Annotated in this window: 20 protein-coding genes, 3 tRNA genes and 2 pseudogenes; 14 read left to right on the top strand and 11 right to left on the bottom strand. The window is 72.6% G+C overall.

What is annotated here, in order from left to right:
- Positions 1-1,398, top strand: a complete 1,398-nt coding sequence (locus tag KW076_RS09445) for a glycosyltransferase family 87 protein (protein WP_224355097.1) — start codon at positions 1-3, stop codon at positions 1,396-1,398.
- Positions 1,399-1,469: 71 nt separating this feature from the next.
- Here KW076_RS09445 and KW076_RS09440 read toward each other — a convergent pair whose 3' ends face one another.
- Positions 1,470-2,996, bottom strand: a complete 1,527-nt coding sequence (locus tag KW076_RS09440; protein ID WP_224355096.1) for a DUF2079 domain-containing protein — start codon at positions 2,994-2,996, stop codon at positions 1,470-1,472.
- Positions 2,997-3,066: 70 nt separating this feature from the next.
- Positions 3,067-3,140: transfer RNA gene (locus KW076_RS09435), tRNA-Arg, on the bottom strand.
- A gap of 183 nt (positions 3,141-3,323) precedes the next feature.
- On the opposite strand from KW076_RS09435, the gene KW076_RS09430 reads away from it, so the two are divergent.
- Together KW076_RS09430 and ettA are read left to right on the top strand one after the other, a co-directional pair.
- A complete protein-coding gene (locus KW076_RS09430; protein WP_224355095.1) occupies positions 3,324-3,860 on the top strand; it encodes a single-stranded DNA-binding protein in 537 nt (178 codons plus the stop codon).
- Positions 3,861-3,939: 79 nt separating this feature from the next.
- The gene (ettA, locus tag KW076_RS09425) at positions 3,940-5,622 is read left to right on the top strand and encodes an energy-dependent translational throttle protein EttA (RefSeq protein ID WP_224355094.1); all 1,683 of its coding nucleotides are present in this window, start codon (positions 3,940-3,942) and stop codon (positions 5,620-5,622) included.
- Between the two features lie 65 nt (positions 5,623-5,687).
- Here the strand turns inward: ettA and KW076_RS09420 are convergent, their stop codons facing one another.
- From KW076_RS09420 to KW076_RS09405, 4 genes are all read right to left on the bottom strand, one after another.
- Positions 5,688-6,728: a glutathione synthetase gene (locus tag KW076_RS09420; protein ID WP_224355093.1), complete on the bottom strand. Its 1,041-nt coding sequence runs from the start codon at positions 6,726-6,728 to the stop codon at positions 5,688-5,690.
- Positions 6,729-6,806: 78 nt separating this feature from the next.
- Positions 6,807-8,123, bottom strand: a complete 1,317-nt coding sequence (locus KW076_RS09415; RefSeq protein WP_224355092.1) for a peptidase MATCAP family protein — start codon at positions 8,121-8,123, stop codon at positions 6,807-6,809.
- Positions 8,120-8,998, bottom strand: a complete 879-nt coding sequence (locus tag KW076_RS09410; RefSeq protein ID WP_224355091.1) for an N-formylglutamate amidohydrolase — start codon at positions 8,996-8,998, stop codon at positions 8,120-8,122. Before KW076_RS09410 ends, KW076_RS09415 begins: the two co-directional genes overlap by 4 nt.
- Positions 8,999-9,072: 74 nt before the next feature.
- Positions 9,073-10,068, bottom strand: a complete 996-nt coding sequence (locus KW076_RS09405) for an acyl-CoA thioesterase (RefSeq protein ID WP_224355090.1) — start codon at positions 10,066-10,068, stop codon at positions 9,073-9,075.
- A 68-nt stretch (positions 10,069-10,136) separates the two neighbouring features.
- Here KW076_RS09405 and KW076_RS09400 point away from each other — a divergent pair, with 68 nt between their 5' ends.
- On the top strand, positions 10,137-10,877 hold the full coding sequence (locus tag KW076_RS09400; protein ID WP_224355089.1) for a DUF8185 domain-containing protein: 741 nt from the start codon (positions 10,137-10,139) through the stop codon (positions 10,875-10,877).
- Positions 10,874-11,509 (top strand): maleylpyruvate isomerase N-terminal domain-containing protein, encoded by a 636-nt coding sequence (locus tag KW076_RS09395; protein ID WP_224355088.1) that lies wholly within the window; start codon positions 10,874-10,876, stop codon positions 11,507-11,509. Before KW076_RS09400 ends, KW076_RS09395 begins: the two co-directional genes overlap by 4 nt.
- Before the next feature lie 7 nt (positions 11,510-11,516).
- On the opposite strand, the gene KW076_RS09390 is transcribed toward KW076_RS09395, so the two are convergent.
- From KW076_RS09390 to KW076_RS09375, 4 genes and pseudogenes are all read right to left on the bottom strand, one after another.
- Complete coding sequence (locus KW076_RS09390; protein ID WP_224356826.1) at positions 11,517-11,951, bottom strand: globin; 435 nt, start codon at positions 11,949-11,951, stop codon at positions 11,517-11,519.
- Positions 11,952-12,212: 261 nt separating this feature from the next.
- Positions 12,213-12,644: pseudogene (locus KW076_RS09385) on the bottom strand (OsmC family protein); the annotation flags it as partial.
- A 107-nt stretch (positions 12,645-12,751) separates the two neighbouring features.
- Positions 12,752-15,340 (bottom strand): aminopeptidase N, encoded by a 2,589-nt coding sequence (gene pepN / locus KW076_RS09380; RefSeq protein WP_224356825.1) that lies wholly within the window; start codon positions 15,338-15,340, stop codon positions 12,752-12,754.
- Between the two features lie 225 nt (positions 15,341-15,565).
- A pseudogene (locus KW076_RS09375) lies at positions 15,566-16,306 on the bottom strand (IS5 family transposase); the annotation flags it as partial.
- Positions 16,307-16,382: 76 nt separating this feature from the next.
- On the opposite strand from KW076_RS09375, the gene KW076_RS09370 reads away from it, so the two are divergent.
- From KW076_RS09370 to KW076_RS09360, 3 genes are all read left to right on the top strand, one after another.
- Positions 16,383-16,856, top strand: coding sequence for a ribose-5-phosphate isomerase (locus tag KW076_RS09370; RefSeq protein ID WP_224355087.1), 474 nt, complete (start codon positions 16,383-16,385; stop codon positions 16,854-16,856).
- Complete coding sequence (locus tag KW076_RS09365) at positions 16,857-17,735, top strand: Fpg/Nei family DNA glycosylase (protein WP_224355086.1); 879 nt, start codon at positions 16,857-16,859, stop codon at positions 17,733-17,735.
- A 65-nt stretch (positions 17,736-17,800) separates the two neighbouring features.
- Entirely contained in the window at positions 17,801-18,688 is an 888-nt protein-coding gene (locus KW076_RS09360; protein WP_224355085.1) for an SDR family oxidoreductase, read from the top strand.
- 59 nt (positions 18,689-18,747) lie between these two features.
- On the opposite strand, the gene KW076_RS09355 is transcribed toward KW076_RS09360, so the two are convergent.
- Positions 18,748-18,821: transfer RNA gene (locus KW076_RS09355), tRNA-Gly, on the bottom strand.
- A gap of 101 nt (positions 18,822-18,922) precedes the next feature.
- Between KW076_RS09355 and KW076_RS09350 the strand changes: the two genes are divergently transcribed.
- The 6 genes from KW076_RS09350 (at position 18,923) to clpX (ending at position 24,478) form a co-directional block, all read left to right on the top strand.
- On the top strand, positions 18,923-19,759 hold the full coding sequence (locus KW076_RS09350) for an SDR family oxidoreductase (protein WP_224355084.1): 837 nt from the start codon (positions 18,923-18,925) through the stop codon (positions 19,757-19,759).
- Between the two features lie 141 nt (positions 19,760-19,900).
- Positions 19,901-19,974, top strand: a tRNA-Pro gene (locus KW076_RS09345).
- A gap of 46 nt (positions 19,975-20,020) precedes the next feature.
- Complete coding sequence (gene tig / locus KW076_RS09340) at positions 20,021-21,439, top strand: trigger factor (protein WP_224355083.1); 1,419 nt, start codon at positions 20,021-20,023, stop codon at positions 21,437-21,439.
- 239 nt (positions 21,440-21,678) lie between these two features.
- Positions 21,679-22,293: a ClpP family protease gene (locus KW076_RS09335; RefSeq protein ID WP_224355082.1), complete on the top strand. Its 615-nt coding sequence runs from the start codon at positions 21,679-21,681 to the stop codon at positions 22,291-22,293.
- 43 nt (positions 22,294-22,336) lie between these two features.
- The gene (locus tag KW076_RS09330; RefSeq protein WP_224355081.1) at positions 22,337-23,002 is read left to right on the top strand and encodes an ATP-dependent Clp protease proteolytic subunit; all 666 of its coding nucleotides are present in this window, start codon (positions 22,337-22,339) and stop codon (positions 23,000-23,002) included.
- Positions 23,003-23,179: 177 nt separating this feature from the next.
- Complete coding sequence (clpX, locus tag KW076_RS09325; protein WP_224355080.1) at positions 23,180-24,478, top strand: ATP-dependent Clp protease ATP-binding subunit ClpX; 1,299 nt, start codon at positions 23,180-23,182, stop codon at positions 24,476-24,478.
- The last annotated feature ends 20 nt before the right edge of the window (positions 24,479-24,498 follow it).

Here is a 24,498-nt window from a genome sequence, read left to right as displayed (position 1 = left end):
GTGAGCTCGCATCCGCGCGCGGCCGACGCCGCGCCCCGCCCCGCCGCCGGACTCCGCCCCGCCGGCCGCCCCTCGCCGCGGTGGATCGGCGTGCTGATCGCCGTCACCGCGGCGGCCGCCGTCGTCGGCCTCCTCACCAAGCAGTGGTGCCGGCTGAACGGCTGGGCGACCCCCGGTGTGCACGTGCACATGTGCTACTCCGACTTCGCGCAGCTCTTCCCGACGCGCGGGCTCTCCGACGGGTACTTCCCGTTCTACACGCCGCTGCCGGAGGAGCAGTGGATGGAGTACCCGGCGCTGCTGGCCGTGGTCGCGGGCGCGAGCTCCTGGCTGGTGCCGTCCACCGGCACGCTCGCCGAGCGCACGGTGACGTACTTCGACGTCAACGCGGCCGGCGTGGTGCTGTGCTGGATGGCCGTCGTGGTGGCCACGGCCTTCACGGCCCGCGGCCGCTCCAAGGATGCCCTGCTGGTCGCCGTGGCGCCCGGCATCATCCTGACCTCCATGCTCAACTGGGACCTGTGGGCCGTGATGCTCGCCGCCCTCGCCCTGTGGGCCTGGAGTGAGGACCGGCCCGTCCTCTCCGGCCTCCTGCTGGGCCTCGGCGCCGCCATGAAGCTCTACCCGCTGTTCTTCTTCGGCGCGCTGCTCGTGCTCGCCCTGCGCACCGGCCGCTGGAGGGGGTTCCTCGGCGCGCTGGCCGCCGGCGCTGCGGCCTGGCTGGCCGTCAACGTGCCCTTCATGCTCACCGCGTTCGATCAGTGGTCCCGGTTCTACACGTTCTCCGGGGACCGCGAGGTGTCCTTCTCCTCGATGTGGCTGGCGTTCACCTGGACGGGCCTCTCGGGCTCGGCGTTCTCCGTGATCTCCAACGGGCTGTTCGCCCTGTGCTGTGTCGGTGTGGCATACCTGGGCCTGTCCAGCCGGCACCGCCCGCGCCTGGCCCAGCTGTGCCTGCTGATCGTGGCCGCGTTCCTGCTGCTGGGCAAGGTGTACTCCCCGCAGTTCGTGATGTGGCTGATCCCGCTCGTGGTGCTGGCCACCCCGCGGCGCAAGCAGTTCTGGATCTGGCAGGCCGCCGAGTTCTTCCACTGGGCCGGCGTGTGGATGGAGTCCGCCCGGATCACGTCGGGCGGCGAGTTCGGCGGGACCTGGGTCACCGTCTGGTACGCCTCCGGGATCGTGCTGCACATGGCCACGCTGATCTGGATCTGCGTGACCGTGATCCGCGACATCCGCGACCCCGAGCGGGATCCGGTGCGCCGGTCCGCCCTCGAGCAGGGGGTCGAGCCCCTCGCCCCGGGTGTGGCCGAGGACCCGAACGCCGGCGTCTTCACCGGGGCCGCCGACCGGTTCCTCCTGCCCCCGGCCGGGCACGGGCTCCAGCCCACCCGCTGAGCCGCCCCGCCCGACGACGGCCCCCGCCTGATCGAGGCGGGGCCGTCGTCGTCCCCGGGGGAGGGACGCGCTCAGCGGTGGCGCAGGTAGTCCGTGCAGGTCGCGGAGACCGGGCGCGTGGGGTGGTGGAGGACGACGACGTCGCCCTGAGACCACACCCGCTCGAAGCCGAGGCGCCGCGCCCGCTCGAGCGCCTGGTCCGGGGTGAGCGGGTCCCAGCCGCCGAGCTCGGTGACGGAGGTGTCCACGATCATCCAGGTGGCGAGGTCGTCGCCGATGTCCCCGTGCAGGCCCACGTGGGTGCGGTCCGTGAGGTGCGGGACCGCGTTGTCGGCGGCCTCCACGCACACCCCGTCCGGGATCATCCCGACCGCCTGGTCGAGGTCCCGGGCGTGCTGCGTCGTCGTCATCTGGCCCGTGAGGGTGCGGTGGAAGGGGAAGACCTGGGGGAGGAACGCGGTGCCGGCCAGCGTGACGGCACCCGCCCACGCGAGGAGGACCTGCGGGAGCCGACGGACGCGGGGGAACCGGGCGGCCAGGCCGGTGGCCGCCTCGAGGGCGGCGAGCAGCAGGATCGGGGCGAGGATCGCGTCGTACTGGTAGACCGGCGCCCAGACGTTCAGGCGGTCGTTCCACAGGCGGGAGAGCAGGATCGGCAGCGCGAGCAGCGTCAGCGGGCTGAGCACGGGGAGGAACAGCAGCGGCACCAGGTGCAGGAGCCAGAGGGCGAGCTTGAGCGGGTGGTCGAACAGCGCCGCGACGGCCTCCCAGGGCCGGGTGAGGATCGTCAGCAGCGAGGAGCCCATGTCCGGCCCAAGGGCCTGGAACTGCCAGTAGCCGAAGCCGCCGGTGGGGGAGAAGTGGGGGATGGCCACGGAGGTCGCGAACCAGTAGCCGGCCAGGCCCAGGACCAGCGCGAGGCCCGCCTGCACCCAGCGGCGGCGCAGCGCGAAGACCACGGCGAGGGCGCACACCGTGACGCCCATGTCCTCCCGGACCGTGAGCAGCGCCGTGCCGAGGCCCAGGGCCAGCCAGGGGCGTTCCCCGTCGAGGGCCCAGACGAGCCACGCCATGATCGGCACGCCGAGGGTGACCTCGTGGAAGTCCCAGTTGACCATGGCCTGGAACGGCCAGGAGAAGAGCACGACGCCGGCCGCGGCGAGCGACCAGCCGTGGGAGACCCGGCGGCGGGCCGTGAGGTAGACGGCCACCGCCGCGGCGCAGAGCGCGAGGGCCATGATGATCCCGAGCATCCTCGGGTCCGGCCAGATCCAGTAGGTGGGGGCCAGGAGCGCGAGGATCGGGTGGAAGTGGTCGCCCAGGATGTTGAAGTCGACGCCCTTGACGGAGCTGAGCGGGGCGTTGAACAGCGCGTACTGGCGCACCACCTGGTCGAAGATGCCGAGGTCGTAGCCCTTGGCCTCGTAGGTGGCGAACCGCAGGAACGAGTGCGTGATGCTCAGGGCCGCGAACGCGAGCAGGACGAGGCCCAGGTGCAGGCCCTGCCTGCGGGTCACGGCGACGGCCGGGACCGCGGGGCGGGGAGCGTGGAGCCAGGTGCGCACGCGGTCCTGACCGGGGAAGCGACGGGCGGGCATGGGGCCTCCTCGGGACGGGGGCGCCACGCCCGGCGCGGCGGCCCGATGGACGGCGTCGCGCGCCGGGAAGCGCCCCAGGAGGGATTCGAACCCCCGACCGGCGGATTAGAAGGCCGCTGCTCTGTCCGGCTGAGCTACTGGGGCTGGGCCGGGCCAGTCTAGCCGCCGACCCCTCCTGCACAGCGGACCGCCGGGGTGGGCCCGTCCACGGAACGGTCCGGCGGCCGGGCGTGGGGGAGCGGCCCGGGGGTGGGATGGGAGCAGACGGGCCGCCCGGTCCGTCGCAGACCCGGACCGGACCGCCGGCCCGACACCCGAGGGGGACCCATGCAGGACACCGTCACCATCCGCGGCTTCGTCGCCACGGATCCCACCACCCGCCACACCGCCTCCGGCGCCGCCGTGGTGGGCTTCCGCCTGGCCAGCACGGAGCGGCGCTTCGACCGCGACGCCGGCATGTGGGTCGACGCCCACACCAACTGGTACAGCGTCTCCGCGTTCGGTCAGCTCGGCTCCAACACCGCCCAGTCCGTGAAGAAGGGCAACCCCGTGATCGTCACCGGCCGCCTCCGCGTGCGGGACTGGTCCACCGAGGACCGCTCCGGCACCTCCGTGGACGTCGTGGCGGACGCCGTCGGCCTCGACCTGGCGTACGGGGCCTCCGCGTTCATGCGCAACGGGCGCCGCGCGGACGCCGTCGAGCGCGCGGACGCCCCGGTGGACGCCGACGCCGGCGCCTCCCTGGACGCCGCCCCGGCGGACGGGTTCGGCCTCGCGCTGCCGCCCGCGTTCACCGGGGGCGACGCCCCGGCGTCGTCGGCGGAGGACGCGCACGAGGCCGCGGGGGCACTCGCGGTCGCCTGAGCGGGCGCCCCGGGAGGACTCATCCGGCCCCGAGGGCCGGATGAGTCGATTCCCGCCCCCACCCACTAGCCTGGAGCGCATGGCGGAATTCATCTACACGATGGTCAAGGCCCGCAAGAAGGTGGGCGACAAACTGATCCTCGACGACGTCACCATGTCGTTCTTCCCCGGGGCCAAGATCGGCATGGTCGGCCCCAACGGCGCCGGCAAGTCGACGATCCTCAAGATCATGGCCGGCCTGGACGAGCCCTCGAACGGTGAGGCCCGGCTCTCGCCCGGCTACTCCGTGGGCATCCTGCTCCAGGAGCCGAAGCTGGACGAGGACAAGACCGTGCTCGAGAACGTCCAGCAGGGCGTCGGCGAGATCTACGGCAAGATCCAGCGCTACAACGCGATCTCCGAGGAGATGGCCGACCCGGACGCGGACTTCGACGCGCTCATGGAGGAGATGGGCCAGCTGCAGACCGAGATCGACGCGGCCGACGCGTGGGACCTCGACTCCCAGCTGGACCAGGCGATGGACGCCCTGCGCTGCCCGCCGCCCGAGGCCCAGGTCTCGCACCTGTCCGGCGGCGAGAAGCGCCGCGTGGCCCTGTGCGCGCTGCTGCTGAGCAAGCCCGACCTGCTGCTCCTCGACGAGCCCACCAACCACCTGGACGCCGAGTCCGTGCTGTGGCTCGAGCAGCACCTGTCCTCCTACCCGGGCGCCGTCGTCGCGGTCACCCACGACCGCTACTTCCTCGACCACGTCGCGGGCTGGATCTGCGAGGTCGACCGCGGCCGCCTCTACCCCTACGAGGGCAACTACTCCACCTACCTGGAGACCAAGCGCCAGCGCCTGGAGATCCAGGGCAAGAAAGACGCCAAGCTCGCCAAGCGCCTCGCCGAGGAGCTCGACTGGGTGCGCTCCAACGCCAAGGGCCGCCAGGCCAAGTCGAAGGCCCGCCTGGCCCGCTACGAGGAGATGGCGGCCGAGGCGGAGAAGACCCGCAAGCTGGACTTCGAGGAGATCCAGATCCCGCCGGGACCGCGCCTGGGCAACGTCGTCATCGAGGCCACGAACCTGCAGAAGGGCTTCGACGGGCGCACGCTGATCGACGGCCTGTCCTTCTCGCTGCCGCGCAACGGCATCGTCGGCGTGATCGGCCCGAACGGCGTGGGCAAGACGACCCTGTTCAAGACCATCGTGGGCCTGGAGCCCCTGGACGGCGGCGACCTCAAGATCGGCGAGACCGTGAAGATCTCGTACGTCGACCAGAACCGCACCAACATCGACCCGGAGAAGTCGCTGTGGGAGGTCGTCTCCGACGGCCTGGACTACATCAAGGTCGGCAACGTCGAGATGCCGTCCCGCGCCTACGTCTCCGCGTTCGGCTTCAAGGGCCCGGACCAGCAGAAGAAGGCCGGCGTGCTCTCCGGCGGTGAGCGCAACCGCCTGAACCTGGCGCTGACCCTCAAGGAGGGCGGCAACCTGCTCCTCCTCGACGAGCCCACCAACGACCTCGACGTGGAGACGCTCACCTCCCTGGAGAACGCCCTGCTCGAGTTCCCGGGCTGCGCCGTCGTGGTCTCCCACGACCGCTGGTTCCTGGACCGCACCGCCACGCACATGCTGGCGTACGAGGGCACCGAGGAGAACCCAGCCAACTGGTACTGGTACGAGGGCAACTTCGAGTCCTACGAGGCCAACAAGGTGGAGCGCCTCGGCCCGGAGGCCGCGCGTCCGCACCGCGTCACGCACCGCAAGCTCACCCGCGACTGACGCCTCCCACCGGATCCTCACGGACCGGGGACGACGCCGGCCGGCGTCGTCCCCGGTCCGACCCCTCAGAGGGCGGCGAGGCGCGTGTTGTCGATCCGTCCCAGGTAGTGGTCCTTGGTGGCGACCTTGCGCTCCAGGTCCTGGATGATCGCGGGGGCGAAGTCCACACCGTAGAGGGACTGGCACGAGCCCAGGCCGCCGGGGGAGAAGACGTTCACCTCCATGAGCTTGTCGCCGACGATGTCCAGGCCCACCAGGAACATGCCGTCGGCCAGGAGCTTGGGGCGCACCGCCTCCACCAGCGCCAGCATCTCGTCGGTGACGTCCACCTTCTCGGCGGTGCCGCCGGCGGACATGTTGGAGCGCACATCGTCGGAGGAGGACCGGCGGCGGAACGCGGCGATCCGGCCGTCCACCTCGAGCGGGCGGCCGTTCATGACGAACATGCGCACGTCGCCGTTCTTCGCCTCCGGCAGGTACTCCTGGGCCACCACGTAGCCGTCGCGGGCGATGGCCTCCACGATCTGGGAGAGGTTCGGGGACTCCTTCCGGTCCACCAGGAACACGCCGGACCCGCCCGAGCCCTGCAGCGGCTTCAGGACCGCCTTGCCGCCGCGCTCGTCGATGAACTCGGAGATCAGGGCCTCGTCCCGAGAGATCAGCGTGGTGGGGCGCACCAGTTCGGGGAAGTGCTGGAAGTACGCCTTGGAGAGCGCGTTGGCGAGGGTGTGCGGGTCGTTGACCACGAGCACGCCGGCTGCGGCGATGAGCTGCCCGAAGGACACCGCGGCGGTCGGCGCCCAGGGGCGCTCGGTGGCGTCGTCGGCGGGGTCGTTGCGCAGCATGACGACGTCCAGCTCGTCGACGGGCATCTGGGCGGCGTTGGCGGGGTCCTGGACCTCCTCGAGCAGGCGCTCCAGGGAGCGGTGCTTCTTCTGCGTGCCGTGGGCCAGCACGGACAGCGAGCCGTCCGGCTCGTAAGCGACGTCGCCCGCGCCGACGAGGTATGCCTCGTGCCCGGCCTGCAGCGCGGCCATGGCCAGGCGGGTGGTGGTGTAGACGGGCTTCTCCGTGGCGACGTCGTTGACGACGAATCCGATCTTCATGTCTCTCCCAGGGGTGTCGGGGGGTGGAGGGGCGGGCGGCGTGGTGCCGCGGCCGGCGGGGTCAGGCGTCTGCCGTGGTCAGGCGTTCACGAGGGCCGCCGGATCGGTGACGTCCGCGAGGGCCCGCAGGCGGGCCAGGTGGACGGGGTCGGTGAGCCAGCGGGACCGGATGCGTGCGGGGCGCAGGATGCCACGCGTGCGCAGGTCCTCCAGCAGCGGCAGGTCCGCCAGGGAGAACTTGCCGAGCAGGAACAGGTCCAGCTCGTTGCCGCGCTGGACGTGGTCCACCAGGTCCAGCAGGCCGCGCAGGTACACGGCGTCCTTCGTCATGCCGCCGGAGCGGAAGGCGCGCATCACCGTGGTGAACGCCGACGACGCCGGGATGCCGTCGTCCACGAGCGCGCGGTGACACTCGCGGAAGTCGGCCCCGGCCACCATGCGGTGCACGGTGACCACGCGGGCGGCGAGCTGGCGCAGCCGGAATGCGGTGAGCTGCCCGGCGGCGATCTCGGCGAGCACGGCCAGGCCCTCCTGCGTCTCGTCGTAGCCGGCGAGGCCCGTGGCGAGGCAGGCGATCGGCTGCGCGGAGCCGTTGACGTGGGTGACGAGGTGGGTGCCCACCTCGTGCTGGACGAGGGCGTCGGCGCGGCGGCGCTGGACCGTGGACTCCGGGCCCACCAGCAGCGTGTCGCCGGAGACCATGACCCCGGAGACGTCGCGGCGGATCTCGGCATGCGCCTCGATGTCCGCGTCCTGGTCCCGGTAGCGCTCGATCTCCTCCCGCGCCAGGGCCAGGAACGTCGGGGCGTCGACGGCCTCGTCGGCGTCCGGCTCGGGGACGGGGACCTGGTCGAGGATGTGCTCCGCGGTCTCCCGGAGGGCGGGCGTGATGGCGCCGTAGAGCTCGATGCTCAGGGGCATGAAGTCGGACGTGTCCCGGGCCTGCAGCATCTCCAGCTGGAGGTCGATCTCCCGCTCCTTGTTGCGCAGCAGGGTGCCGAGCACGGGGTCCTCCACGTCCTGGACGGGGATGTCGTAGAGGACCTGACGCAGCACCTCGGGGTCGTCCTCGAGGCGGCGGTAGGCGAAGGGCTCCAGCTCGTCCCGCTCCAGGAAGGCCCGACGCGCGGACTCGACGTTCGTGGGCGTGACGTCCAGCAGGAAGCGGAACGTCGAGGCGAGCATGCCGAGCTCGTGGTCGACGGCGCGGTCGGCCAGGGACAGCCCCCCGCCGGGGTGCTCGCCGCTCCACCGGGACAGCATGCGGGAGGCGACCACGCGGGAGGTGCCGCGCACCCCCGGGGTGACCCCGCCGTCGTCGTCGTGCGCGGCATGCTCGGCGGGCATGGTGCCGTGGGTGTCCTCCGTCGCGGTCCTGCCGGCGTTCCCGGTCACGGCGTCGGCACCTTCACGTCGGCGAGGGCCTGCGCGACGGCGTCGGCCGCGTCCGCCAGGGCGGCGGAGAGCTCGCGGACCACGGCGGCGTCGGGCTGGCCGGTCCACTCGTCCATGAACTCCTTCTTGAACTCCAAGGCCAGGACGCAGGCCTGGTCCGGGTGACGGCGGTGCGCCCAGCGGGCCTCGTTCTGGCCCCAGAACTTCACGTTCTCCCGGACATCCAGGCGGCGCCCGAGCCCAGCCACCAGGGGGCGGGCCATGGAGTCCATGAAGCCGTCCACCACCGGGGCCCAGGGCTCACGGTCCACGGAGCCGGTGCCGACGTTCACGTCCGGATTCTGCTCCTGCGGGGCGGGCGCAGCCTTCGCGCCGTCGCGGCGGTGGTTGTAGGAGTGGACGTCGAACACGACGTAGGGGCCGCGGCCGGCGAGCACGTCCAGGCGGCGGCCGAGCTCGGCGTACCAGGCGTCGTGGACCTGCCGGCTGCGCTCGGCGACGTCCTCGTCCAGGCGGCCGCCGCGCCACACGTCCAGCCCCCAGGACTGCTCGGGGGACGTGTAGACGCTCGTGGCGCGGGGGCGGTTGAGGTCGACCTCGAAGCGCGAGCGGTGCATCACCAGGCCGGAGCCCACGCCGGCCCCGATCGCGTCCGTGAACGGGTCCTCCTCGCGGAACCGGTCGGCCTCGGCCAGGACCATCCGCTCGGCCACCTCCGGGCGCAGGGCGTGCCCGGAGTGGACGGACGTGAAGACCACCTGGCCGGCGGCGGCGGGGTCGTCCTTCCAGGGTCCGACGGCGGAGAAGGGCTCGCGGTGCACGCCCGTGGACACGGAGTCCACGCCGGGCCCGGGGGCGGGGGTCTGCTCGGTCATGAGGAAGAACGTACGACGGCGACGCCCGCCCGTGGCAAGGATCGCCGGGCCCGGCGGCGGTCGGGGACCGGACGTCAGCCGCGCCAGGTGCGCCGCAGGACGGTCTTCATCGCGGCCCGCTGGACGACGTTCTTCGCCTTCGCGGCGGTGGCGGCGTGCCCCTCGGGGAGGCGGATCATGCCCTCCTGGGCGACGGTGGCCACGAGCTCCCCGTCGCGCGTGAACACGTGGCCGCGGCCCAGGCCGCGGGCACCCTGGGCGGTGGGGGAGTCCTGCACGTAGAGCAGCCACTCGTCCACGCGGGCCGGGCGGTGGAACCACATCGCGTGGTCGAGGGAGGCCACCGACATGCCGGGCTGGATCCAGGCGACGCCGTGCTGCCGCAGGATCGGCTCGAGGAGCGTGTAGTCCGAGGCGTAGGTGAGCGCCGCCAGGTGCAGCGCGGGGTCGTCCGCCAGGGGCGTGAAGGTCTTCATCCACACCATGTTGCGGTTCTCGGTCTCCGCGGCCGGGTCCACATAGATGGCCGGGGTGACGTGGCGGATGTCGAACGGCCGGGACCAGGCCCACTCCTGGGCCACGGGGTGGTTGATGCCGCCCAGCACGTCCGCCGTGGTGGGCAGGTCCTCGGGCCGGGGCACTCCCTCCGGCATGGCCACCTGGTGGTCCAGCGCGCTGCCGGTGGGCTCCTGGAAGGAGCAGGTCAGGGCGAGGATGGCCTTCTCGTTCTGGGAGGCCAGGACCCGGCGGACGGAGAAGGAGCGGCCGTCCCGCAGCGTCTCGACGGTGAACGTGATGGGCTGCAGCGCGTCCCCGGGGCGGATGAAGTAGCCGTGGAGCGAGTGGGCGGAACGGGCGGTCGGCACCGTGCGGGAGGCGGCCGCCAGGGCCTGGCCCAGCACCTGGCCGCCGAACACGCGGGGGCCCACCTGTGCGGGGGTGCGGCCCTCGAACCGGGGCTCGCCGGTGACGGGGTCGGGTCCGGCGTCGGTGAGGTCCAGGAGCCCGCGCAGCGCCTCGGTGGGATCCTGCGGCGCGGTGGCGGGACGGGCCGGGGGCTTCGGGCTCATGGGGATCCTCCTGGGGGTGTGGTGCGGGCTCCGCCGCGGCGCGCGAGCGGACCTGGGACAATCGTGGCATGCCCGATCAGCCCTCCTCCCGCCGCGACGCGCGTGACGCCGCCCGCGCCGCCGTCCCCGTCCTGCGCCTGACCGACGAGCGCGCCGTCCGCGACCTGGACCAGTTCGCCACACGCGCCCGCCGAGTGGCGGACACCGGCATGCGCCTGCACGTGGTGCCGGAGGCCGGCCCCCGCCGGACGCCGATGCTCGCCCAGTGGGTCTCGGTGCTCCAGCCCCACGGGCTGGGCGACGGCGTCCCGGTGGTCCTGGGGCTGCGCACCGTGGGCTTGACCTCGGCGGACGCGGTCGAGGACCTGGACGCCGTGGTCCCCCTCGGCGCGGTGACCGAGCGGACCGCCCGGATGCTCGGCGGCACCCCCGTCGCCCTGGACCTGCCCGTCCCCCCGGGTCGGGAGAGGGTCACGTGGACGGCCCTGACCCCGCCCCGGGCCGGGTGGACGGTGCGGGCGGAGGTGCCGGACGACGAGCTCGCGGAGGTGGCGGTCAAGGGCGCGGAGGCCATCCGCGACGCGCTGCCGCAGGACCCCGGCGAGGCGATGGTGCGCCAGGTCCGCGCCCAGATGTGGGGACCGAGGCTCGGCGGCGAGATCGGCTTCCCCGCGGGCATGGCCTTCGGCGCGCACGCCCTGGGATTCCTGCGCCCCGGCGGCCGGGCGCGGCTGAGCACTGCGGGGCCATGGGTCCGCCTGGACACCCCGGGCGGGTTCGTCCTCGGCCGCTCGGCCGTCGGGGTGTGAGCGTGGCGGGGGAGGCGGAGCGGTTCGCGCAGCAGGCCCATCAGTTCGCCGAGGCCGCGTCCGGGCTGGACGACCTCGCGCTGCTCGATCCCTCGCTCTGCCGGGGCTGGAGCCGTCTGGACCTCGTGGTGCACGTTCGGCTCGGCCTGGAGGAGATGGCCGCAGGCCTCGGCGTCCGGGCCGACGATGCGCCCGACCACGACGACGTGACCTACTGGAGCTCCTTTGCGGCCGACGAGCAGGACCCTGTTCCGGGACACATGTGGCTCCGCCGCACCGCCTCCGCCTATGCCCGCCCCACGGACGCGACGGCGCACCTGAGGGACGCCGCCGAGCGGGCGTGTGCGGCGTCGGCCCTCCAGGACCCCCGGCCGGTCCGCTTCCAGGGCAAGGTGCTGTCCGTCATGGACTTCCTACGCACGTGGTCCGTGGAGCTCGCCCTCCATCTGGTCCAGCTGGACGTCGGCGTCGTGCCTTCGGCGGCGGGTCTCGCCCGCCGCACGCTGGAGGCCCTGACCGGGGCCCCGCTGCCGGTGCGGCTCACCGACCACAGCGCCCTCCGCGTGGCCCTGGGCGCCGACCCGTGGCCCGCGGACGAGCCCGGCGGCGGCGCCTACCCCCTGGGCCTGTGAGCCCGGCTCACGCCGAGTTCTGCAGGGAGTGCGCCGCGCGCTCCAGGTAGTCCCAGAGCTCGGCCTCGTGCAGCGGAGACAGCTCCACCGCGTCGACGGCGGCGCGCATGTGGCGCAGCCAGGCGTCGCGGGCGGCGGGGTCGACCGTGAAGGGCATGTGCCGCATGCGCAGGCGGGGGTGGCCGCGCCGCTCGGAGTAGGTGCGGGGCCCGCCCCAGTACTGCTCCAGGAACATGCGCAGGCGTTCCTCGGCGCCGTCCCAGTCCTGGTGCGGGTACATCGGGGCCAGCAGAGGGTCCTCGCGCACCCCCTGGTAGAACACGTGCACGAGCTTCTCGAAGGTCGGGTGCCCGCCGACGGCCTCATAGAAGCTGGTGGCCTGGCCGGGTGCGGCCGTCGCGGGGCTGGCGGCGGGGGTGGCGCCGGGCGCCGGGGTGGCGATCGGCGTGGCCGACGGCGGTCGCTCGCCGCGCGCGGTGGCCTCGTCGCGGGCGCGGGCCTGCTCGGCGCCGGAGGGGGCATCGGCGCGGACCACGGGCTCGGCCTCGGTGGGGCGGTCCGCCAGGCCGGTGACCCGGGTGGGTCGGTTCGCGACGCGCGGGCGCAGCACCGCCAGCGGCGCGCCCAGGCGGGCGGAGTGGTCGGGCAGCGCCGCGCCGTCGCCCCGGGTGGGGGAGGATCCGGGGCCGGCCTCCACGGTGATGGGGGCGGAGATCGAGTTGGCGATGAAGCACATCCGGTGCGCCTCGGCGTGCAGCTCGTCGGCGCGGGCACGGTCGGCCTCGTCCCGGAGGGCGACCTCGGGGCGCAGGGTGATCGAGGCGAAGCGGCCGGCGCCGTCGGAGTCCACCTCGAGGGTGCCCTCGGCGGCGCAGGTCATGCCGGTGACCACCAGGCCGCCGGTGGCGGCGGCGTGCAGATAGGACAGGACGTGGCACTCGGCCAGCGCGCCGAGCAGCAGCGTCTCCGGGTTCCACTTGGCGGCGTCGCCGCGGAAGGGGCGGGCTGCGGAGGCGTGGATCTCGCCGACCTCGGACTCCTGGATCACCACGGAGCGGTCGAAGTCGCGGACGCCGGTGGTGCCGGTGCCGCGGTCGCCGGTCCACTCCGCGCGCAGGGAGAACGTGTGCTTCATGGGCCCCACCCTAGCGAGGCGGCCGGGCAGCCGACGCCCCGGCACCAGTCGTGGTGCCGGGGCGTCGGGGAGGCGGTCACCGCGTGCATGGTGACCGCCTCGGGTCATCAGGCCGCCGCGCGGGCCTTCAGCGCGCGGGCCATCTCGTCGCGGGACTCGGCGAGCGTGCGGGCCAGGCCCGCGTTCGTGCCGCGCACCTCGTCGGAGAGCGCGGTGGCGCGGTCCACGACCTCCTGGCACACCTGCGAGGACGGGAAGCCGAGCACGGCCACGGTCTCGGCCATCTCGTGGGATCGGGAGCCCCACACGTCCTGGATGGAGCCGAAGAACGCGTCCGTGAACGGGGCCAGCAGGGCCGGGTCGTGGGCGCGCTGGAAGCCCAGCAGCACCTGGCGCTGCGTGGTGTTGGACAGCGTGCCGGCCACCACCTGGTCCCACGCTGTCTGCTTGGCCTCGGCCGTGGGCACGGCCGCACGGGCCAGGGCCGCGGCGAGCGCGCCGGTGGCGGTGGGGTCCTCGGTCTCGGCTGCCGCGATCTCCGTCTCGCCCGCACGGCCGGCGGCCACCAGAGCCGTGAGCAGCTCCCAGCGCAGGTCCGTGGTCAGGTCCAGGCCGGGCAGCTCGGAGGAGCGGTCCCACACGTCCGCCAGGGCGGTGAGCTGCCCCTCCTCGCGAGCGTGCAGGGCGAACGCCTTGACGAACTGCAGCTGCGCGTCCGAGCCGGGCTCGGCCTGCTCCACCAGCATCCAGAGGCGGTTCGCCGCGTCGGCGCGCACCTGCGCGGACCGCTCCTCCGGCAGGTACTGCGAGATCGCGGTGGCCAGCTGGCGCAGCAGCGTCTGGATCACGGTGGAGTCCTGCTCTCGGCCGATGTTCGTCAGGATCAGGTCCACGAACCAGGCGGCCGAGGCCTCGCCGTCGCGCACGGTGTCCCAGGCCGCACCCCACAGCAGGGTGCGGGCCAGGGAGGAGTCCACGTCCGCCAGACGGGCGCCCGCGGTCTCCCAGGACGCGTCGTCCAGGCGGATCTTCGCGTAGGCCAGGTCGTCGTCGTTGGGCAGGATCAGCGCCGGGCGACGACGCCCGGCGGCCTCCGCCACCTCCGTCACCTCGCCGGCGGCGTCGAGCTCGAAGCGCTCGGTGCGGGTCAGTCGGCCGGTCGCCTCGTCGAGGTCGTAGAAGCCCACGGCGATGCGGTGCGGGCGCAGCACGTCGTCGCCGGGGGCGGCGGGGGAGCCGTCCGGGGCGGACTGGTGCAGGCGCAGGGAGGTGATGGTGCCGGCGTAGTCCGCGTCCACCTGCACGGCCAGCGTGTTCACGCCCGAGGTCTCCAGCCACAGGCGGGTCCACTCGGAGAGGTCGCGCCCGGAGGCCGCCTCCAGCTCGGTCATGAGGTCCGGCAGCTCCGTGTTGGACCACGCGTTCTTCTCGATGTACGCGCGCACGCCGGCCATGAAGTTCTCCTGGCCCACCCACGCCACCAGCTGGCGCAGCACGGACGCACCCTTGGCGTAGGTGATCCCGTCGAAGTTCACGAGGACGTCGTCGAGGTCCCGGATCTCCGCCGTGATCGGGTGCGTGGAGGAGAGCTGGTCCTGGCGGTACGCCCAGTTCTTCTCCATCGAGGAGAACGTGGTCCACGCGCCCTCGTACCGCGTGTTCTCCGCGGCGGCCAGCGTGGACATGAACTCGGCGAACGACTCGTTGAGCCACAGGTCGTTCCACCACTTCATGGTCACCAGGTCGCCGAACCACATGTGGGCCAGCTCGTGGAGGATCGTGATGGCGCGGCGCTCGCGGACGGCGTCCGTGACGGTGCCGCGGAACACGTAGGACTCCAGGAAGGTCACGCAGCCGGCGTTCTCCATGGCGCCCGCGTTGAACTCGGGCACGAACAGCTGGTCGTACTTGTCGAACGGGTAGGGGTGGCCGTACTGGGCCTCGAAGAACTCGAAGCCGCGGCGGGTCAGGTCGAAGACCTCGTCCGCGTCGAGGTGCTCGAAGAGCGAGCCGCGGCAGTACACGCCCAGCGGCACGGTGCGGCCGTCGGCGCTGGTGAGCTCGGAGTGCACGGACTTGTACGGGCCCGCCACGAGCGCGGTGATGTAGGAGGAGATGCGCGGGGTGGGGGTGAACTCCCACACGGCGGCGTCCACCCCCTCCGGGGCCTCCGGGGTCTCGACGACGCCGAGCGTCCGGTGGGCGGCCTCCGGCTGGTTGGACACCACGGCCCAGTGCGCGGGGGCGGTCACGGTGAAGGCGAAGGTCGCCTTGAGGTCGGGCTGCTCGAACACGGCGAACATGCGGCGGGAGTCCGGGACCTCGAACTGGGAGTAGAGGTAGACCTCGTCGTCGACGGGGTCCACGAAGCGGTGCAGGCCCTCGCCGGTGGTCGTGTAGTCGGCCAGGCCGTCCACCACGAGGGTGTTCTCCGCCGCCAGCGGTCCGATGGGCAGGCGCGCGCCGTCGAAGTCCGCCACGTCCACGGCCTGGCCGTTGAGCGTCACCTCGGGGGCCTGCGTGGCCATGAAGTCGATCCACGTCTGCGTGCCCACGGCCTCGTCGGCGGCGGAGAAGGTCACGGTGGTGGTGGAGCCGAAGCGCTCGGCGCCGCGGGTCAGGTCGAGGGCGACCTGGTAGGACTCCACGGTCAGCGCCGCGGCGCGCGCGGCGGCCTCCTCGCGGGTGATGTTCATGGCGGCGGCGGTGGTCACGGTGCGCGTCCTCCTGGGTGTCGGGGTCGATGGCGGCATGCGGTCCCTGTGGTGGGGGCCACGATGCGGTGATGGCCCCCAGTGTGCCACCTGGCCCGGATGTCGTGAGCGGCGCGCCCCGGGGCGGGCCGGCCCTAGAGTCTGCGCAGGCGGCCAGGCGGCCGCGGACACGAGGGGGACACGTGGGGCGAGGGGTGGAACCCGCCAGGGCGTGTCTGACAATGCCTTCGACCACCCGAGCACCGCCTTCAGGATCACCGCGGCCCGGTAGACGATCGCGTACTTGTCATACCGGGTTGCCAGCACGCACCACTGCTTGAGTTGGGCGTACTGGCGCTCGATGACGTTGCGGCCCTTGTCGGCGGCCGCGTCGGGGCCCACGGGCTGTCTACCGGGTGGGCCACGCGCAGCTGCGCCAGCAACGGCAGAAGCATGGGCGAGTCACCGGTGTGGCCAGCGGTGATCAGGCTGACCAGCGGCAGCCCGGTCCCGTCCACGAGCTGATGGATCTCCGTGCTCAGCCCGCCGCGAGAGCGTCCGATGCCGTGATCGGCCGGCTCATCCCGCGGACTCTTGGAGTTCGATCCATCCCCCTGTGTGGCGGGTGGGGTTCGTGGCGTGCCGATGTGCCCGGGTGATCGTGGAGTCCACCGGGATAGAGACCAGTCCACCGAGCTTTCCGCGTCCGCTGCAGGGGTCAGTGTTGTCAGCACCGTGTCCCAGGTGCCCTGTTCGGTCATGCGCCGGTGCCAGGTCCACACCTCTCCACCACGGCCCGAAGACCTTGGGCAGATCGCGCCAGGCGATCGAAGCACCTGTACCGGTAGATGATGGCCTCGACCATCATCCGCGCATCCGCGAAGGGCCTGCCGGCCGGCCCGTGCGAGCAGGCAGCATCGGGGTGATCGGCTCCCACTGGGCGTCGGAGAGCATCGGGAAACGGGACACGTCGTCGCCCTCGGGGCGCCCCGCCCCTCACTAGACTGGCGTGGACCCCGAGCCCCCGCCCATAAGGAGTCTGCGCATGCGCGTCCACATCGCCACCGACCACGCCGGCATGGAGCTGTCCGCCCACCTGGTGGAGCACCTCACCGCCGCCGGCTACGAGATGGTGGACCACGGACCCACCGAGTACGACGCGCAGGACGACTACCCGGGCTTCTGCATCAACGCCGCCCGCGCCGTCGTCGCCGACCGCGAGCAGGGATTGGACTCGCTCGGCATCGTGCTGGGCGGCTCCGGCAACGGCGAGCAGATCGCCGCCAACAAGGTGGCCGGCGTCCGCGCCGCCCTGGCCTGGAACCTGGACACCGCGAAGCTCGCCCGCGAGCACAACGACGCGAACGTCGTCGCCGTGGGCGGCAGGCAGCACTCCCTCGAGGAGGCCACCGCGATCATCGAGGCGTTCCTCGCCGAGCCCTTCTCCGAGGACGAGCGCCACGTGCGCCGCATCGGCAAGATCGCCCACTACGAGCAGACCGGCGAGGTGGTGATGTGAGTGCCTGAGGGGCACTCCATCCACCGACTCGCCCGGCAGGTGCAGGACGTCTTCGGCGGGCAGGCGCTCGCCGCGTCGAGCCCCCAGGGCCGCTTCGCCGACGGCGCCGCCCTCCTCGACGGTCGCGTCCTGGAGCGCGCGTGGGCGCACGGCAAGCACTTCTTCGCGGACATCGAGGGCGGTCTGACGCTCAACGTGCACCTGGGCATGTACGGGGCCATGACCTTCGGCGGCGACGAGGCGTTCGCGGCTGCCTCCTCCATCGGTGCGCCCCGGCGCATCGGCGAGACCGAGGACCACGGCGCGCTCGCCGCGGCCGAGCCCCCGCCGGCCCGACCCACGGTGCGTCTTCGCCTGCGGTCCGCGCACGGCTGGGCCGACCTGATCGGCGCCGGCACCTGCCGGGTGCTCACCCCGCAGGAACTCGCGGAGGTCACCTCCAAGCTCGGCCCGGACCCTCTCAACGACGACGACCCGGCCGCCTTCGTCGCCCGAGCCGCCCGCACGGGCCGGCCGGTCGGCGTCGTGCTCATGGACCAGTCCATGGTGGGCGGCATCGGGAACATCTACCGGGCCGAGGTCCTCTTCCGCGCCGGCCTCGACCCCTGGACGCCCGCCCGGGACGTGGGGGCGGACGTCCTGGCCGCGCTCTACGCCGACGCGCAGGCGCTGATGCGCGATGGCGTGCGCCTGGGGCGCATCGTCACCACGGCCCCGGAGCACCGGCCCGGCGTGGCCGCCGAGGACGCCTGGCCGGAGCACGCGAACTATGTGTACCGGCGGCAGGGGATGCCGTGCCGGGTGTGCGGGCAGGACGCGATCGTCCGGGAGGAGATGGCCGCGCGGAACCTGTTCCGCTGCACCGACTGCCAGCGCTGAGCCGGCGAGGGGGCTCGGACCTCCGTCCCTCGAGCGTCGCCGGGAGCCGGTCCTAGCGTGGCTGCATGAGCACCCACGACCTTCCCGATCCGCTGACCCAGTTCCCGCGCTTCGCTCCTGAGCGCCAGACGCAGGAGGAGCCGGGCCTCTCCGCCCGCATGGACCCCGAGCCGGACTGCGGCGAGGACACCTATGTGGGCATCGGCCGGCTGAAGGGCCGGCGCGCGCTCGTCACCGGAGGCGACAGCGGCATCGGCCGCGCCGTGGCCCTGGCCTACGCGCGGGAGGGGGCCGACGTCGTCTTCACGCACCTGCCGGAGGAGGCCGAGGACGCGGCGCGCACCACAGAGCTCCTGGATGCCGAAGGTGTGCGCCACGTCGCACGGGAGGTGGACCTGCGCGACGAGGCCGCCACCCGGGCCCTCGTGCGCGACGCCGTCAAGTTCCTGGGCGGGCTGGACCTGATCGCCAACGTGGCCGGCGAGCAGAGGTACGTGGACGACCTCGCGGAGCTGGACCCCCGGCAGGTCCGCGACACGTTTGAGATCAACGTGTTCGCGCTGATCTGGATCGTCCAGGAGGCGCTCCCGCACCTGCCCGCCGGCGCAGCGATCGTGAACACCGCGTCCACGCAGGCCACGACGCCGTTGCCGGGCCTGGTGGACTACGCCGGGACCAAGGGCGCCATCGTCAGCATCACCAAGGCGCTCGCCCAGCAGCTGACCCCGCGCGGCATCCGCGTCAACGCCGTGGTGCCCGGGGCCATCTGGACCCCCATCCAGGTGAGCCTGGGCCGGGCACCCGAGCAGGTGGACGTGCTCGGCCAGGACGCCCCGCTCGGCCGGCCGGGCCAGCCGGCGGAGATGGCCCCGGCCTACGTGTTCCTCGCGAGCACGGAGGCGAGCTACGTCTCGGGGGAGGTCCTGGGTGCCACGGGCGGCACCCTGTACTGACGGAACCGGAGACGACGCAGGGTCCGGATCGCTCCGGGCTCTGCGGCATGTGGTGCTCGTGGAGGGGACGACGGGAATCGAACCCGCGTAGCCAGTTTGGAAGACTGGGGCTCTACCATTGAGCTACGTCCCCGCGGGTCCCCTGGACGGCGGACCGGCGGCGTCCACCCTAGCACGCGCGCAGCCCCCGCCTCCCCGGCGGACCCGGCGCCGTCCCGGCAGAACGGCCTCCCCATGACCCCCATCCTGAACCGACTCCGCGGGCGCCGCCCGCTGCCCCTGGCCGGCCGCGCCGTCCTGATCACCGGCGCCGGCTCCGGCATCGGCCGCCTCATGGCACTCGAGGCCGCCCGGCGCGGCGCCGCCGTCGTCCACGTCTGGGACCGGGACGACGCCGCCGCCCGCACCGTCGCGGCCGAGGTCGCCGCCCTCGGGGCGCGCGGGGAGGCCGCATGCGTGGACGTGACGGACACCGCCGCCGTCGAGGCCGCCGCGGCCCGCGCCGAGGCGGTCGACGTGCTGGTGAACAACGCCGGCGTGGTCACCGGCACCCCGCTGCTGGAGACCACGGAGGAGGGGATCCGCCGGACGTTCGAGGTGAACGCCCTGGCCGGGTACTGGACCACGCGCGCCCTCCTGCCCGGGATGCTCGAGCGGGGTCGGGGCGCGGTCGTCACCGTCGCCTCGGCCGCCGGTCTCGTGGGCGTGGCCCGGCAGACCGACTACTCCGCCTCCAAGCACGCGGCCGTGGGCTTCGCCGAGTCCCTGCGGGCCGAGCTGCGCCGCGCCGACGCGCCGGTGACCTCGCTGGTGGTCTGCCCCTTCTACATCTCCACCGGCATGTTCGCCGGAGTCCGCACGAAGGTGCCGGCCCTGCTGCCCATCCTCGAGCCGGAGGCCGTGGCCGCGCAGGTGGTGGACGCCGTCGAGGCCGGGCGCGAGCGCCTCGTGCTGCCCCCGGCGGTGCAGCTGATCGCGCCGCTGCGTGCCCTGCCCGTGCCGGCGTTCGACCGCGTCATGGACGTCCTCGGAGTGAACCGCGCCATGGACGGGTTCACGGGCCGCCGCTGAGGGGCGGTGCGCGGTGTCGGCAGCGGCGGATTTTCGCCCCCGACGGCAGGGCACGCTAGGATTCCACAGTCTGCCCCCGGGCAGAGTCTCGGGTGCCCGGCGCGCCGCGGCAGGGCGTCCCCCCGCGCGGTGTTCCCGCAGCGGGGTGTAGCTCAGCTTGGTAGAGCGCGCGCTTTGGGAGCGTGAGGCCGCAGGTTCAAATCCTGTCACCCCGACTCGACGTCCGATCCAATCCGACAACCAGTTCAACAGGAGCCGTCCGTGGTCAAGTCCACCGCAGAGAACCTCAGCCCGACCCGCGTCAAGCTGACCGTCGAGGTGCCGTTCGAGGAGGTGAAGCCCGTCCTGGACAAGGCCTACAAGGACATCGCCATGCAGGTGCAGGTCCCCGGCTTCCGTCAGGGCAAGGTCCCGGCGCGCCTGATCGAGCAGCGCTTCGGCCGCGAGGCCGTCGTCGACCAGGCCGTGAACGACGGCCTGAACACCTGGTTCGGCCAGGCCCTCGCCGAGGCCGAGGTCACCCCGATCTCCACCCCCGAGGTCGACGTCACCGCCACCCCGGCCGCTGCCGAGGGCCCGGTGGAGTTCACCGCCGAGTTCGACGTGCGCCCCACCATCGAGCTGCCCGACTACAAGGGCATCGAGGTCACCGTGGAGCCCGCCCAGGCCACGGACGAGGACGAGCAGGCCCAGCTGGACGCCCTGCGCTCCCGCTTCGGCACCCTCAAGGATGTGGACCGCCCGGCCGCGAAGGACGACTTCGTGACCATGGACCTGACCGCCACCGTCGGCGAGGAGCAGGTCGACCAGGCCCAGGGCCTGTCCTACCAGGTGGGCGCCGGCACCATGCTCGACGGCATCGACGAGGCCCTCGAGGGCCTGTCCGCCGGCGAGGACGCCACCTTCGAGACCACCCTCAACGGCGGCGAGCACGACGGCGAGACCGCCACCGTGAAGCTCGTCCTGCAGGCCGTGAAGGAGCGCGAGCTCCCCGAGGCGGACGACGACTTCGCCCAGCTGGCCTCCGAGTTCGACACCATCGCCGAGCTCAAGGAGGACCTGAAGAAGAAGGCCGCGGAGGCCGCCGAGACCCGCCAGGGCGTCGAGGCCCGCGACAAGGTCCTCGCCGAGCTGGGCAAGCTCGTGGAGGTGCCGGTCCCCGAGAACGTCATCGCCGAGCAGCTCGAGCAGCACTTCTCCCAGGGCGGCCACTCCGCGGGCGACGAGCACGACACCCCGGAGCACCGCGAGGAGCTCGAGAAGAACACCCGCGAGGCCTTCGCCAACGAGGTCATCCTCGACGAGGTCGCCGAGGCCGAGTCCGTGACCGTGGACCAGGGCGAGCTGATCGAGTACATCTTCGCGACCTCCGCCGAGTACGGCATGGACCCGAACCAGTTCGCGATGATGCTGGACCAGGCCGGCCAGATCCCGATGATCATGGGCGAGGTCCGTCGCCGCAAGGCCCTAGCCAAGGTCCTCGAGCACGCCGTGGTCACCGACACCGACGGCAACGCCGTGGACCTCACCGCCTTCGTCACCCCCGCCGCCGCCGAGGAGGAGAAGGCGGAGGAGAAGCCGGCCAAGAAGGCCCCCGCCAAGAAGGCCGCCGCCAAGAAGGCCGCCGCGAAGAAGCCGGCCGCCAAGAAGGCCGAGGCCGAGGAGTCCGAGGAGGCCTGATCCCTCCCCGCTCCGCGTGACGCGCGACGACGGCGCCCCCTTCCGCTGGGAGGGGGCGCCGTCGTCGTGAGGGGGCGAGGGTGGCGCCGGGGGCACGCCATGAGCGAAACGGCCCGGCGGGGGCACCCGCGCCGGGGACGCGCGGGCTAGTCTCGACCACGATCCGGGACCCGTCCGCGCCGCCTCCCCAGGCGGGCGTCGGGGGCCCGAACCCTGACCCGAACAGGAAGGCGGCCGTGATGACGGACCTCACCCCCCGCATGACGTCGGTGGAGCCGACGCAGCGCGAGGACTACCTCTACAACCAGCTGCTCAAGAACCGGATCATCTGGCTCGGCTCGGACGTGCGGGACGACAACGCCAACGCGATCTGCTCGCAGCTGCTCCTGCTCTCCGCGGAGGACCCGGAGAAGGACATCTACCTGTACATCAACTCCCCGGGCGGCTCCGTCACCGCGGGCATGGCGATCTACGACACCATGCAGTACATCCCGAACGACGTGGTGACCGTCGCCACCGGCCTCGCCGCCTCCATGGGCCAGTTCCTGCTGGCCTCGGGCGCCCCGGGCAAGCGCTACGCCACCCCCCACGCGCGCATCCTCATGCACCAGCCCTCGGGCGGCATCGGCGGCACGGAGTCGGACATCCGGATCCAGGCCCAGCTGATCCTGCACATGAAGCAGATCATGGCCGAGCTCACCGCCGCGCAGACCGGCCAGTCCGTGGAGACCATCCTGGAGGACAACGCGCGCGACAAGTGGTTCACCGCGCAGGAGGCCCTCGAGTACGGCTTCATCGACCGCATCGCCCAGTCCGCGGCGTCCGTGACCGGCGGCGGCGGCGTCGAGGGCTGAGCCCGCGCCCGGACCGCCCGCAGACCTCTCGAGGAGAAGCAGAATGACCCAGTTCCCCGCCGGCCTCCCCGTCGGCACGCCCAGCCAGGCCGCCCCGAGCGCGCGCTACATCCTCCCGCAGTTCGAGGAGCGCACCCCGTACGGCTTCAAGCGCCAGGACCCCTACGCCAAGCTGTTCGAGGACCGCATCGTGTTCCTCGGCTCCCAGGTGGACGACGCCTCGGCGGACGACATCATGGCGCAGCTGCTCGTGCTGGAGGCCATGGACTCCGAACGCGACATCACGCTCTACATCAACTCGCCCGGCGGCTCTTTCACCGCGATGACGGCGATCTACGACACCATGCAGTTCATCCGCCCCGAGGTGCAGACCGTGTGCCTGGGCCAGGCCGCCTCCGCGGCGGCGGTACTGCTGGCCGCCGGCGCCCCCGGCAAGCGCCTGGCGCTGCCGAACGCCCGCGTGCTCATCCACCAGCCCGCCATGCAGGGTGACCGCGGCACCGCCACGGACCTGGAGATCCACGCGAACGAGATCAACCGCATGCGCGTCTGGATGGAGCAGACCCTGGCCTCCCTGTCCAACCGGACGCCCGAGGACGTCTCCCGGGACATCGACCGGGACAAGTTCCTCTCCGCCGAGGGCGCCAAGGAGTACGGCCTCGTGGACGAGGTGCTGGCCCCCCGCAAGATCACCCGCACCGGAGCCTGACCGCTCCGGCCCCCGGGCCCCGCCCGCCGCGCCGCGGCGGGCGGGGCCCGTCCCGTCCGGGACGACCCGCCGCACGCGCTTAACGCGTCCGGCCCTGTGCTTATCCTGGATCCACATCCCGACGACGACGCCGCCTGTGCGCCGCCCTCGGTCGCCCCTGACCCGGAGGAGAACCCCATGGCGCGCATCGGAGAGAGCGCCGACCTGCTCAAGTGCTCGTTCTGCGGGAAGAGCCAGAAGCAGGTCCGCAAGCTCATCGCGGGCCCGGGCGTGTACATCTGCGACGAGTGCATCGAGCTCTGCAACGAGATCATCGAGGAGGAGCTCGGCGAGGCCGCGGAGACGGACGAGCTCGAACTCCCCACCCCCCGGGAGATCTTCGAGCACCTCGAGCGCTATGTGATCGGCCAGGAGGCCGCCAAGCGGTCCCTCGCCGTCGCCGTGTACAACCACTACAAGCGGGTGCGCGGGCCGCAGGGCCGCGGCGGGGACCTCGCCGAGCGCCTGGAGGAGCGGGACGACCTCGCGGACGTCGAGGTCGGCAAGTCCAACATCCTCATGGTGGGCCCCACCGGCTCCGGCAAGACCTACCTGGCCCAGACGCTCGCGCGCATGCTCAACGTGCCGTTCGCCGTGGCGGACGCCACCTCCCTCACGGAGGCCGGCTACGTGGGCGAGGACGTGGAGAACATCCTCCTCAAGCTGATCCAGGCCGCGGACCACGACGTCAAGCGCGCCGAGCAGGGCATCATCTACATCGACGAGATCGACAAGATCTCCCGGAAGTCGGAGAACCCCTCCATCACCCGGGATGTCTCCGGCGAGGGCGTGCAGCAGGCGCTGCTGAAGATCCTCGAGGGCACGGTGGCGTCGGTCCCGCCGCAGGGCGGCCGCAAGCATCCGCACCAGGAGTTCCTGCAGATCGACACGTCCAACGTGCTGTTCATCGTGGCGGGCGCCTTCGCGGGCCTCGACGAGATCATCGGCTCCCGGGCCGGTCGCAAGGGCATCGGCTTCGGCGCCCCGCTGAACCACCTGGGCTCCGGGGAGGTCTCCTATGCGGACGTCCGCCCGGAGGACCTGCTCAAGTTCGGCCTGATCCCCGAGTTCATCGGCCGGCTCCCCGTCATCACCACGGTGGAGGACCTCACCCACGACCAGCTCGTGCGGGTGCTCACCGAGCCGAAGAACGCGCTCCTCAAGCAGTACCAGAAGATGTTCCTCATGGACGGCGTGGAGCTGGAGTTCGAGCCCGAGGCGCTGGATGCGGTGGTGGAGCTCGCGCAGGCCCGGGGCACCGGCGCCCGCGGGCTGCGCTCCATCATGGAGGACGTCCTCAAGCCGGTGATGTTCGAGCTGCCCTCGCGCACGGACGTGGGCACCGTGGTGATCTCCGGGGATGTGGTCACGGGGCAGGCCGAGCCCCTGCTCATCCCCGCCGAGGTCGAGCGCAAGCGCCGCCGCCGCACGGCCTGAGCCGGGAATGCCCGGCCCCG

The sequence above is a fragment of the Micrococcus porci genome (assembly GCF_020097155.1).
GTDB classification, from domain to species: Bacteria; Actinomycetota; Actinomycetes; order Actinomycetales; family Micrococcaceae; genus Micrococcus; species Micrococcus porci.
This window is presented reverse-complemented; position numbering and strand designations above follow the sequence as displayed.

Excerpts from the sequence above, each read along its gene's own strand:
- KW076_RS09440 (WP_224355096.1), bottom strand. The coding sequence starts at position 2,996 with ATGCCCGCCCGTCGCTTCCCCGGTCAGGACCGCGTGCGCACCTGGCTC.
- KW076_RS09430 (WP_224355095.1), top strand. The coding sequence starts at position 3,324 with ATGCAGGACACCGTCACCATCCGCGGCTTCGTCGCCACGGATCCCACC.
- ettA (WP_224355094.1), top strand. The coding sequence starts at position 3,940 with ATGGCGGAATTCATCTACACGATGGTCAAGGCCCGCAAGAAGGTGGGC.
- KW076_RS09420 (WP_224355093.1), bottom strand. The coding sequence starts at position 6,728 with ATGAAGATCGGATTCGTCGTCAACGACGTCGCCACGGAGAAGCCCGTC.
- KW076_RS09410 (WP_224355091.1), bottom strand. The coding sequence starts at position 8,998 with ATGACCGAGCAGACCCCCGCCCCCGGGCCCGGCGTGGACTCCGTGTCC.
- KW076_RS09405 (WP_224355090.1), bottom strand. The coding sequence starts at position 10,068 with ATGAGCCCGAAGCCCCCGGCCCGTCCCGCCACCGCGCCGCAGGATCCC.
- KW076_RS09400 (WP_224355089.1), top strand. The coding sequence starts at position 10,137 with ATGCCCGATCAGCCCTCCTCCCGCCGCGACGCGCGTGACGCCGCCCGC.
- pepN (WP_224356825.1), bottom strand. The coding sequence starts at position 15,340 with ATGAACATCACCCGCGAGGAGGCCGCCGCGCGCGCCGCGGCGCTGACC.
- KW076_RS09370 (WP_224355087.1), top strand. The coding sequence starts at position 16,383 with ATGCGCGTCCACATCGCCACCGACCACGCCGGCATGGAGCTGTCCGCC.
- KW076_RS09360 (WP_224355085.1), top strand. The coding sequence starts at position 17,801 with ATGAGCACCCACGACCTTCCCGATCCGCTGACCCAGTTCCCGCGCTTC.
- KW076_RS09350 (WP_224355084.1), top strand. The coding sequence starts at position 18,923 with ATGACCCCCATCCTGAACCGACTCCGCGGGCGCCGCCCGCTGCCCCTG.
- KW076_RS09335 (WP_224355082.1), top strand. The coding sequence starts at position 21,679 with ATGACGGACCTCACCCCCCGCATGACGTCGGTGGAGCCGACGCAGCGC.
- KW076_RS09330 (WP_224355081.1), top strand. The coding sequence starts at position 22,337 with ATGACCCAGTTCCCCGCCGGCCTCCCCGTCGGCACGCCCAGCCAGGCC.
- clpX (WP_224355080.1), top strand. The coding sequence starts at position 23,180 with ATGGCGCGCATCGGAGAGAGCGCCGACCTGCTCAAGTGCTCGTTCTGC.